At 28.3% G+C, this 12,043-nt stretch carries 10 protein-coding genes; all 10 read left to right on the plus strand.

All coding sequences use genetic code 11. From position 1 onward, the window contains the following. Window positions 1-74 precede the first annotated feature (74 nt). Complete coding sequence (locus tag ASUIS_RS06670) at window positions 75-1,772, plus strand: acetolactate synthase large subunit (protein ID WP_118886288.1); 1,698 nt, start codon at window positions 75-77, stop codon at window positions 1,770-1,772. Further along, the gene (ilvN, locus tag ASUIS_RS06675) at window positions 1,772-2,269 is read left to right on the plus strand and encodes an acetolactate synthase small subunit (RefSeq protein ID WP_118886289.1); all 498 of its coding nucleotides are present in this window, start codon (window positions 1,772-1,774) and stop codon (window positions 2,267-2,269) included. The genes ASUIS_RS06670 and ilvN overlap by 1 nt, the downstream gene beginning before the upstream one ends. A gap of 42 nt (window positions 2,270-2,311) precedes the next feature. Beyond that, the gene (gene lpxD / locus ASUIS_RS06680) at window positions 2,312-3,265 is read left to right on the plus strand and encodes a UDP-3-O-(3-hydroxymyristoyl)glucosamine N-acyltransferase (protein ID WP_118886290.1); all 954 of its coding nucleotides are present in this window, start codon (window positions 2,312-2,314) and stop codon (window positions 3,263-3,265) included. 10 nt (window positions 3,266-3,275) lie between these two features. Beyond that, on the plus strand, window positions 3,276-5,486 hold the full coding sequence (locus ASUIS_RS06685; protein WP_192894478.1) for an FtsK/SpoIIIE family DNA translocase: 2,211 nt from the start codon (window positions 3,276-3,278) through the stop codon (window positions 5,484-5,486). Between the two features lie 63 nt (window positions 5,487-5,549). Beyond that, window positions 5,550-6,236, plus strand: a complete 687-nt coding sequence (locus tag ASUIS_RS06690; protein WP_118886292.1) for a response regulator transcription factor — start codon at window positions 5,550-5,552, stop codon at window positions 6,234-6,236. After that, the gene (locus tag ASUIS_RS06695; protein ID WP_226800009.1) at window positions 6,211-7,584 is read left to right on the plus strand and encodes an ArsS family sensor histidine kinase; all 1,374 of its coding nucleotides are present in this window, start codon (window positions 6,211-6,213) and stop codon (window positions 7,582-7,584) included. Before ASUIS_RS06690 ends, ASUIS_RS06695 begins: the two co-directional genes overlap by 26 nt. An 84-nt stretch (window positions 7,585-7,668) precedes the next feature. Beyond that, window positions 7,669-8,421 (plus strand): flagellar hook capping FlgD N-terminal domain-containing protein, encoded by a 753-nt coding sequence (locus ASUIS_RS06700; protein WP_118886293.1) that lies wholly within the window; start codon window positions 7,669-7,671, stop codon window positions 8,419-8,421. Between the two features lie 117 nt (window positions 8,422-8,538). Further along, window positions 8,539-10,509 carry a flagellar hook-basal body complex protein gene (locus ASUIS_RS06705; protein WP_118886294.1) on the plus strand — a complete coding sequence of 657 codons (1,971 nt, stop codon included), beginning with the start codon at window positions 8,539-8,541 and terminating at the stop codon, window positions 10,507-10,509. A 13-nt stretch (window positions 10,510-10,522) separates the two neighbouring features. Next, window positions 10,523-11,659: a hypothetical protein gene (locus ASUIS_RS06710; protein ID WP_118886295.1), complete on the plus strand. Its 1,137-nt coding sequence runs from the start codon at window positions 10,523-10,525 to the stop codon at window positions 11,657-11,659. Between the two features lie 10 nt (window positions 11,660-11,669). After that, entirely contained in the window at window positions 11,670-12,038 is a 369-nt protein-coding gene (locus ASUIS_RS06715) for a hypothetical protein (protein WP_118886296.1), read from the plus strand. Window positions 12,039-12,043: the final 5 nt, after the last annotated feature.

The raw sequence follows: 12,043 nt of genomic DNA on the forward strand, positions 1-12,043 counted from the left end.
TAAATCATCAAACCGTAATTTAATCATTGTTTTAGTAAAATAAAGACTTATTTTTAGAAAAACGGAGAATTATTATGAGAATGACTGGCGCAAAAATGGTTGTAGAATCATTACATCAAGAAGGGGTTGAAGTAGTATTTGGATACCCTGGAGGCGCTATTATGAACGTCTATGATGAAATATATAAACAAAACTATTTTCAACACATTCTAAATAGACATGAACAAGCTTCAATAATTGCAGCAGAAGGATATGCAAGAGCTACTGGAAAAGTTGGAGTTTCAATTGTAACTAGCGGACCTGGATTTACAAACGCAGTAACTGGATTAGCAGATGCTTATATGGATTCTATTCCATTGGTTGTAATTTCAGGACAAGTTCCAACAACAATTATTGGTTCTGATGGTTTTCAAGAAATTGATGCTGTTGGGATTTCAAGACCTTGTACAAAACATAATTATTTAGTTAATAGAATTGAAGATTTACCAAGAATTATTAAAGAGGCGTTTCATATAGCAAGCACTGGAAGACCAGGACCTGTACATGTGGATATTCCAAAAGATATTACAGCTCAAGTTGCAGAATTTATTTATCCAAAAGAGATAAATTTACCAACATACAAACCAACTGTTAATTACAATAAAAAACAGTTAAAAAGAGCAATGGAAGCAATTGCAAATGCTAAAAAACCTTTACTTTATGTTGGTGGTGGAGCTGTTTTATCAAACTGTGCATTTGAAATTAGAGAATTAGCAAAAAAACTAAATATTCCAGCAGTTGAAACATTAATGGCAAGAGGTGTAATGGGCGATGAAAATCCATTATTTTTTGGAATGTTAGGAATGCATGGAGAGTTTTCAGCAAATATGGCTGCTCATGAAACAGATTTATTAATCTCTTTAGGTGCTAGATTTGATGATAGGGTAACAGGAAGACTTGATGAGTTTGCTTCAAAAGCAAAAATTATTCATGTTGATATTGATCCAACTTCTATTGCAAAACTTGTAGTTCCTGATTATCCAATAGTTGGGGATTTAAAAATCACAGTTAAAGCTATGATTGAATCTATTGAAGAAAATGAATTTAATGATTATTCAAATTGGGTTGAATTATTAAGAGATTATAGAGAAAAAGAGCCTTTAAGATATATTGATTCAAATGAAGTTATTAAACCTCAATGGCCAATTCAAAGAGTAGGGCATTTATTAGGTGCAAAAGCTATTATTTCTACAGATGTTGGACAACATCAAATGTGGACAGCTCAGTTTTATCCATTTTCATATCCAAGACAATGGATTACATCTGGTGGTTTAGGAACTATGGGATTTGGATTACCAGCTGCTATGGGAGTTGCTCGAGCTTTAAAAGGAACTGATAAAGTTTCTATTAACTTTACAGGTGATGGTTCGATTTTGATGAATATTCAAGAACTTATGACTTGTGTTGAATATGAATTGCCAGTTATTAATATAATTCTAAATAACAACTATTTAGGAATGGTTAGACAATGGCAAACAATGTTCTATGAAAACAGATTATCACAAACTGACTTATCAGCTCAACCAAACTTTAAAATGCTTGTTGAAGCTTTTGGAGGACTAGGTTACAGAGTTACAACAAAAGAAGAGTTTGATGCTGCTTTAAAAGACGCTGTTGAGAAAAAAAGACCAGCAATGATAGAAGTTGTTGTTGCTAGAAATGAAGAGGTATTACCAATGGTTCCAAATGGTCATGCATTAAATGAAATGACATTAATTGAAGGAGGAAAATAATGAACAATTTTAATCACTACTACGACTCAGAAATATCAAGACAGGTAATATCTGTAATTGTATTAAATGAGCATAATGTATTATCAAGAATTGTTGGATTATTTTCAGCGCGAGGTTACAATATTGACTCATTAACTGTCGCTCCAATTACAGATAGTCAATATTCAAGAATGACGATTGTAACAACTGGTGATAAAAGAGTGATAGATCAAATTGTTAAACAATTAAATAAATTAATTCCAGTATTAAGAGTAAATGAACATAAAAATGTTATTGAAAAAGATACAGTTTTAATGAAATTTTCAATTGATAATAATTTATCAGATATTGATGTTATTGCACGAGCATATCATGGTTCGATTCAAAATGTTACAGATGAAGCAATTATCGTTTCAGCAACTGATTCAAGTGCAAGAATTATGAATTTTATAAAAGTTATGCAAAAATTTAATCCACTTGAAGTTGTAAGAAGTGGAATTGTTGCAATGGAAAGATAAGAGTTTTTACTCTTATCTTATTCTTAATAATAAGGATAAAAAATGACTCTTAAAGAGATTACAGATTTTATTGGTATAAATTGCCAAGAAGAAAAAAAAGAGATTACAGGTTTAAATACTTTACTAGATTCAAATGAAAATCAACTTACTTTTTTAGAAAATAAAAAATATATCAACGATTTAAAAAAAACAAAAGCAGCAGCTGTTTTAGTGACACCTGAAAATGCTAGTGAAGTTCCTTCTGGAACTATTGCTTTAGTTTGTGATGAACCATATTTGAATTTAGCAAAAATAAGTAAACTTTTTGCTCCAAATGTTGTAGAAACAAATGGTTCTGAACCTTTAATTGGTGACAAAACAACTGTTATGCCAAATGTTTATATAGGAAAAGATTCAGTTATTGGAAGTGATTGCACAATTATGGCAGGAGCTTTTATAGGTGATAATGTAAAAATAGGAAATAACACTATTATTTATCCAAATGTTACGATTTATAGGGATTGTACAGTAGGAAATGATTGTATTATTCATGCAGGAACTGTTATTGGAAGTGATGGTTTTGGTTTTGCAAATACAAAAGATGGAAAATATATTAAAATTTATCAAAATGGAAATGTAATTATTGGAAATGATGTTGAAATTGGTTCAAATTCTTCAATAGACAGAGCAGTTTTTAATTCAACAATAATTGAAGATGGTGTAAGAATTGATAATCTTGTACATATAGGGCACAATTGTAAAATAAGTAGAGGATCAATTTTAGTTGCTCAAGTTGGTCTTTCAGGCTCAACTATTTTAAATCCTTATGTAATAATGGGTGGACAAAGTGGAACAGCTGGACATTTAGAAATTGCAGCATTTACAACAATTGCAGCTCGTGGTGGAGTTACAAAAAGTATAACTGAACCTAAAAAATCGTGGGCAGGTTTTCCTTTATTTGAGCATAGAGAATGGCTTAAATTACAAGGAAAAATATCAAATTTATTAAAAAAGTAAAGGCTTTATCATAGCAAAAAAAATCATATCATTAATCTTTTTATTTATCATTATTTATTTCCAATTTTCCACTTTTGAAAGTGGTCAAGATGTAGTTGGAAATGTTGGATATGTTTTTTCAGATTATTCACATAAATATTTTGGATATTTATCGTATGTAAGTTTATTTTTATTTATCTATATTTTATATATTATAAATTTTAAAAATATAAAACAAAGAGATTTAGTTTTAAATATATTAGTTGTATTTTTATTACTTTTTGTATCTTTGATTTTACAAGCATTACTTATTGAAAATCCTTATTTAAGGGGAGAAATAGGTAATATTTTAGTTGATAGTTTAAGTCCAATAATTGGACGAGCTGGACTTTACTTTTTTGTTTTAGTAGGATTTATAATTTCTACTTTAGTTTTATTCGAAAATTCTGAGTTTGATTTATCTGATTTAAAAAAATTTAAAAACAAAATAAAACTAAGAAATAGTTTGGATATTAAAAAAATAGAAAACAAAAAAAGAGAAAGAAGAAATGAAGAGATTAACCAAACTATCTATAAAAATATAGAGAAAAAATTAGATAAAAATATTTCAGAAATAAAAGCAATTGAATCTAATGCTAAAAAAATTGTTCCTCAAGTTTTAGAAAAAAAAGAAGAAGCAAAAGAAGAAGAATTTTTTGAAGATTCATTATTTGATGAAAAATATGTAGAAAAAACAAGTGGTGAATCACACAATTTGATAGTTGAAGAATTAGAAGAAAATAAAAAATTATTAGACCAAATTGAATTGGGTAAAACAGAAAAACCAAAAAATTTCAAATTACCTCCAAGTTCATTTTTTCAAGATTCTCCAAAAGATAATAAATCAAAAGTATCAGAAGCTTTTATTGATCAAAAAATTGCAGATTTACTTGATAAACTTGCAATGTTTAAAATTGAGGGTGATGTTGTAAGAACTTATACAGGTCCTGTTGTTACAACTTTTGAGTTTAAGCCAGCTCCAAATGTAAAAGTATCAAAGATTTTAGGTCTTCAAGATGATTTAGCAATGGCTTTAAAAGCTCAAACTATTAGGATTCAAGCTCCAATTCCTGGAAAAGATGTTGTGGGAATTGAAGTACCAAATGAAGATACACAAACTATTTATTTAAAAGAGATGTTAGATAGTGAAATTTTCCAAAACTCAAAATCTCCTTTAACAATGATTTTAGGAAAAGATATAGTTGGTAAACCATTTATTACAGATTTAAAAAAACTTCCTCACTTATTAATAGCAGGAACTACAGGAAGTGGAAAATCTGTGGGAATTAATTCAATGATTTTGTCATTGCTTTATAAAAACTCTCCAGATAATTTAAGACTTGTGATGATTGACCCAAAAATGCTTGAATTTTCAATGTACAATGATATTCCACATCTTTTAACTCCAGTTATTACAAAAGCAGCAGATGCTATAAATGCTTTAGCAAACATGGTTTCAGAAATGGAGCGACGATATACATTAATGTCAAAAACAAAAACTAAAAACATTGAAAACTACAATGAAAAAGCACAAAAAGAGGGCTATGATACAATGCCTTATATTGTTGTAGTTATTGATGAGTTAGCTGACTTAATGATGACAAGTGGAAAAGATGTTGAGTACTCAATTGCACGTCTAGCTCAAATGGCAAGAGCTTCTGGAATTCACTTAATAGTTGCCACTCAAAGACCATCTGTTGATGTTGTAACTGGACTTATAAAAGCTAATTTACCAAGTAGATTATCTTATAAAGTAGGGCAAAAAATAGATTCTAAGATTATTTTAGATTCTATGGGAGCTGAGTCACTTCTTGGTCGTGGAGATATGTTATTTACACCTCCTGGAATGTCTGGACTTGTAAGGATTCATGCTCCTTGGTCAACTGAAAGCGAAATTGAAAAAGTTGTGGATTTCTTAAAAGAGCAAAGAGAAGTTGTTTATGATATGAACTTTATCAAAGATAGAACTTCAGGAGTTGGCTCAGGAAGTGGTAGTTCAAATAACTCTGATAATATAGAACTTGATGAATTATATCAAGATGCTAAAGAGGTTGTTTTAACTGAGAAAAAGACTTCAATTTCATATATTCAAAGAAGACTTAGAATTGGTTACAACCGAGCTGCTACAATAGTAGAACAACTAGAACAAACGGGTGTTTTATCAGAAGTTAATGCAAAAGGAAATAGAGAAATCCTTTTCTAAAAGTAATGTTACTTTTTATTTACGTTAAAGTATTATAATTTGAAATGTAAATAAGGAGTAACTTTGATAAATATTTTAATGATAGAAGATGATACGGAATTAGCTTTAATATTAACTAATTACCTGCACCAATATAATATAAAAATAGACAATTATGAAACCCCTGAACTTGGTATTTCTGCTTTAAACCTAAAAAAGTATGATTTGATAATATTAGATTTATCTTTACCAAATATTGATGGTATTGAAGTTTGTAAAATGATTAGACAAAGACATGATACCCCAATTATTATTTCATCTGCTAGATCATATTTAGGAGATAAAATCGCCTGTTTTTCTTATGGAGCAGATGATTTTATGGCAAAACCTTATGATACTCAAGAATTAATCTTACGAATAAAATCTATTTTAAAAAGATGTAACCACCAAATAATTGAAAATAACGCCGAATTAAATAAAAAAGATATTTTTAGATTTGATGATTCTAAAATGGAAATATATAAATATGATGAATTATTAGATTTAACCAATGCAGAATATTATATTTTGCAGTATTTAATACAAAAGAATGGTTTTGTAGTTTCAAGACAAGAGTTACTTACAAATGTTGAATCAATAAAATATGAAAGTTCATACAAAAGTATAGATGTTTTGATAGGTCGAGTTAGAAGTAAAATTGAAGAAAATACTAAAAAACCCAAACATATTTTATCTATTAGAGGAGTTGGTTATAAATTGGTTAATCAATAAAAAAGATTCTATCTTTTTCCAAATAAATCTATTTTTTATATTTATTTTTTTAGTTATTAATGTATTAATTATCGCCCAATTTCTTATTGATAATAAAGCTTATAATGTAATTCAAGAAAAAAGATATTTTGATGGATTTAAAATTGTTTTTGATTCTAGAAGATTGGACAAAAATGATGATGAAATAAATAATTTACTTCAAGCATTAGATTTAAAAATTGGAACAATAAATTTAGCTGAATTAAAGAAATATATGGAAGAAAAAGATAGTGATGATAATGATGCTATTCATATTTATTTATTTAAAGGGCAAAAATATATCAATGTTAGACCTCCAAATCTTTTTAATAAGTTAAAAGAGTTAAATCATTCATTTGGTCGAGAAGACTTTATGCGTCCTCCACCTCCTCCTGATTTTATTCCAAATACTATGTTTCCTCCTCTTTCTCGTGATTTTTTTGAACATGACTTAAATAAAATTGAAAATATAGTATTACTTGATACAGCAGATGAAAAAGAGTCAAAATATTTTTGGGTTATAGTTTTATTTACAATTGATATTTTATTGATTTGGTTTTTACTTTTTTCAAGAAAAAAATTGAAACCTCTTTTTCTTTTAAAAGAAAATATGATAAAGCTTTCAAATGGTGATCTTTCAATTAAAACAAAAACAAATGGTAAAGATGAAATTTCGCAAGTTGCAAATGAATTTGAAAATGCGGTAAAACAATTAAGACAATTAAGAGATTCAAGAGATTTATTTTTACGAAATATTATGCATGAGTTAAAAACTCCTATTACTAAAGGAAAATTAGTTAGTGATATGTATGAAGATAGTGAAAGAAAACATATTTTAATTAGAGTTTTTCAAAGATTGGAGTATTTATTAAGTGAGTTTGCAAAAATTGAAGAGTTAACTTCCGGAAAAATCTCTTTAGAAAAAGATAATTATCATGCAATAGATTTAATAGAACAAGCTTTTGATATTTTATTATTAGATAGTAATAAAATAGATATAGATTATGATAAAGATTTGTTTTTAAATGTAGATTTTGAATTGTTTTCAATAGCTTTAAAAAATTTAATTGATAATGCTATTTCATACAATACAAATGGAAATCCACAAATTTTTATTGGTGAAGATTTTATTAAAATAGTAAATAAAGGAGAAAAACTAAAAAAAGATATAAATGAATATTACAAACCATTTAACCATGAATATGAAGATTCAAGCGTAGGCTTGGGACTTGGTTTATATGTCTCAAATAATATTATCAAAATTCATAATTTTAAATTAGAGTATGAATATATTGATAACTATCATAATTTTGTAATTAAGTTAAATTAACATTTACAATTTATTTACTTATCTATACCCTATATTTACCCCAGATAGTTAGAATTTTTTATTCTATACTATAAGGACTATTTTATGTCAACAACAAGTTCAGTTACAACAAGTACAGCCACTGATGCATACGGGAATACTTATACAACAGCCGTTAGTAATGACGAATTACAAAGCGAAGATTTTATAACTTTAATGCTTACAGAGTTGAAACTTCAAGACCCTACAAATACAGTGGATTCTTCTACTATGCTTGATACTCAATTACAACTATCAAGTCTAGAAGCTAGTACTGCCACAGTTGAAGCAATGGAATCATTGCAATTAAGTTTTGAGCAATCAGCACTATCAAGTTCTGCTGCTATTATTGGAAATATCGTTGAAAATGGTGATACAGATGATGATGGAAATACTAAACAATACAAAGTATCATCTGTTGCTATGAATGATGGAACAATATCTTTATCAGCTTATGAAATAACAGGTTATTATGATGTTTATTACTTTAATGAAGCAACAAGTGGTTCTGATGTTATTGATTCTACAAATGAAGATAGCTCAATTTCAGTAACAAATAGTGCTGGAACTACTTATAATTATTCAACTTATAATAAAACTTATGATGCATTAGCAGCAGAAATTAGTAAAACTTCAGGACTTACAGCTTCAATGGCACAAAATAGTGCTGGAAATTATCAAATGGTACTTTCTGTTAGTAATGGAAGCTCTTCAATAACTCAAAATAATTTAGCTTTAACTTATTCTCAAGATTCGGCAACTGCGTATTCAAGTGAAGCAAAAACAATTGCATATAATAATATTACAAAAATTTACTAACTGTTACAAACAGTTAGTAAATCATTAGAAGTGTTTGTTTTCCCGATACCACATATTTACACTAAAACCTTATGATTAAATCAGTGAGAATCACTATTTAATCATAAAGGATTTAAAATGATTAGTGCATTATGGACAGGAATAGCAGGATTAGCTGCACAACAGACTGCTTTAGATAATGAATCAAATAACATTGCAAATGTTAATACAGTTGGATATAAAGCTTCAAGGGTTTCATTTGCGGATTTAATGTATCAAGATAGTATTGGAAAAGGTGCAGCTATTACAAGTGCTGAAAAACAATACACACAAGGTAGTTTTAATCTTACAGGATCTTCTTATGATGTTGCATTAAAGGGAGATGGTTTTTTTGTTGTATCAAATACAAGTTCAAAAGGAACATCAGAGTTTTATTATACACGAGCTGGAAATTTCAGAATGGGTGATAGTGGAACTTTACAAGATGCCTCAGGAAATGAAGTTCAAGGTTGGGCATTAAGTGCAATCGACCCATCATCTGATGTAACTTCTACAAATTCTAATCTTAATTCATTTACAGATATTTTTACTCAAGTTGCTGGAAATCAAATAATTCAATTCTCAAATAAAATAGAAACTTATGCTTCTAAAATATCAGATTATTCAACAAGTGCAAGTAGTGATTCAACAGAATTATCAGGTTCAGGAATAAAAACCAAATCAACTAAAATCTCAGATATTGAAGCTTTAATAACAAATTATTCAAAAGCCTTAAGTGCTTATGCTTTAAATCCAGAAAGTATTTCAAGCTCATCAGTTCCTCAAAGTACAATCATTGATTATCCAAATACAGGAAGTACTACTTTAGATGCGGAAACAGACAAAATATATGTGTACATTAATGGAAGTCAAATTCTACAAGATTATGTAAATACAACAGCAACAACGGATTTTAAAGCTGAAATGGATGCTGCTGGAATTACAACTTCAGGAGTAACAACAGATGATGAGTACAATGCTCTTGCTAGTAGAGTTGCAACGTACAAAGCTTTATCAGACCAAATATCTAATACAACAGGTTTAAATGCTTATACGGTTAATTCATCAAATGAAGCTAGTACTTCAAATGTAGATGTTTTAAATGGAACTATAAAAATTGATTCAATAATACCTGGAGTTTCATTTACTATTGGGGATATAAATGAAGTATCAGGAACAACAGAAACTTCAGGAACAAATACAACTTTAACCCAAGCTATAAAAGGTACAGGTGAAGCAGCTGTTAAAAGTGCAATGGAAGCTTTAAGAAATGCGGTTGGTGGAAATCAACAAGATGTATATGAATCAAGTGATATTTTAAGTGATGATAACGCTAATGCTTTGACCTTTAATGTGGGAGATACTATTTCTTACACAATAGGTGGAGTTACAGTTACCTCAGATGCAACAGCTACAAGTTCTGATGCAGCCGTTGATGATTTAATTACAAAAATAAATTCAGACCCAGATTTACAACTTTTAGTTGAAGCAAAAAATATTAATGGAAAATTAGTAATTGAATCAAAAAAAGCTGGAGAAGAATTTTCTGGAATATTAAAATTTAATGATGGAGCAACTACATACACAAAAGAAAAAAATCTTGATTTAAGTGGGAATAGTGGAGCTGGTGCAGAATTTATGCAAATAATTTCAACTATTGACCAAACTTCATCAAAATCATCTTTACAACTAAAACTAGATTCTCTTGGTTTAACAGATTCATCTTTTGGAGAATTTTCTGTAGATAGTAATGGAATAATAACAATGAAACAAGATGGTGTTGATTATGCCGTTGGACAAGTTGCTATTGCTCAATTTAATAATAATATCGGATTAGAAGCTATTGGAGATAATTTACTTGCAAAAACAAAAGAGAGTGGAGATCCAATTTATAGCATAAATAATGATAATGGAACTTCAATAATAGGTGAATCTTTAGAATTAAGTAATGCTGATTTAAGTGAAAGTTTAGTTAATTTAATGGTATTTCAAAGGGCCTTTGAAGCAAATGCTAAATCAATTACAACAGCAGATGAAATTTTACAAACTTTAATAGGTTTAAAAAGATAATTAGGAGTTTATTATGGTTAGTTCAATAAGTACAATTAAATACAATTTAAGTTTATTAAACCAAAGAAATGAAAAAGTAACTTACCAAATGAGTAGTGGTGATGCTTTACAATATGGAAGTGATAATTCACAACAATACAATCAAATTCTTTCTGTTAATAATAGTGTTAAATCATATAGTTCAATCCTAGAAAGAATGAAATTATCAAATGCTTATAACACCACAAGTGATACAGCAGTTGCAAGTATGAAAGATTCTATGAAATCTATACAATCTTTAGTACAAAAAGCTCTAACAGCAACCACAAGTAGTGAAGGTAAAGCAACAATAGCTGATGAAATAGAATCTGCAAAAAATACTATTTATTCTCTAGCAAATAGTAATACAAGTGGACAATATCTATTTTCAGGAAGTAGTTTATCAACTCAAGCTTTTCAAAAAGATGCAACAACAGGAAAAATAACTTATACCGCAACAAATGATAACAAAAGTGTAAATGTAGAAACAGGTTCTTATACTACACAAGGTGTAAATGGAATAGAGCTTTTATATTATACAAATAATACAGCACAAGCAGGTGAAGATTTAACTTTTGAGGAAAATGAAATTATCCTAGATAAAAATGAAAATCAATATAAATTATTAGACAACGATAATGATGGCTCTTTCGATGGTTTGTATTTAAATGGAGATAGTTCAAACATTTCTTTACCTGTAACAGACAATGGAGATGGAAGTTTTACAGTAAATAATTCAGGAACAACAGCTTTACAATCAAAACACTCTATATTTGATGATTTAGACAAAATTATAAATGCTTTAAAACAACAAGATTCAAGTGGAAATGCTATAACGGAAGATGAAGCAAATACTCTTTTATCTGATGCTTTATCTACGGTTACTAATGCATATGACACAATGAATATAACCCATGCCAAATTAGGAACAAGAACAGCTTCTATTGAAAATTATGAAGATATAGTTCAAACAAAACTTTCAAATTTTGACATTCTTCAAGAAAATTATTCAGCAGCTGATGTTACCGCACTGGCTATTGAATCTCAATCTTTAGAAAGCACATATACTGCTTTATATTCAACAATAAACAAGGTAAATAACTTATCACTTGTTAAGTATTTAAATTCATAAAGGATTATACATGAAAACTAATTTAGAAATAAAAAATTTAGAATCACAGGTAATTGAGTGTTATAGTTATTTTATGAATAATTATCAAAATACAAATTTTGACGCTTTAGAATCAATGGTTTTACAATTACAAAAATCAATGAATTTATTAACTATGACAAATATTGTAAATGTTATAGATAGGGTAATTGAAGATGGAAGATTAAAAGATGGAAGACATTTTAGACAATACAATGTTAACTCTATTCAAACAACAAGAGATAATAAAATATATTTAGTTTGTTATGAAATTTTAGGAATAGATGCCATAGAAAATAAATTTATATTGGATGATAATTTATCTTATATAGATTTTGTTGATGTTAAAAAAATTTACTAGGGTAA

The sequence above is a fragment of the Arcobacter suis CECT 7833 genome, from assembly GCF_003544815.1.
GTDB classification, from domain to species: domain Bacteria; phylum Campylobacterota; class Campylobacteria; order Campylobacterales; family Arcobacteraceae; genus Aliarcobacter; species Aliarcobacter suis.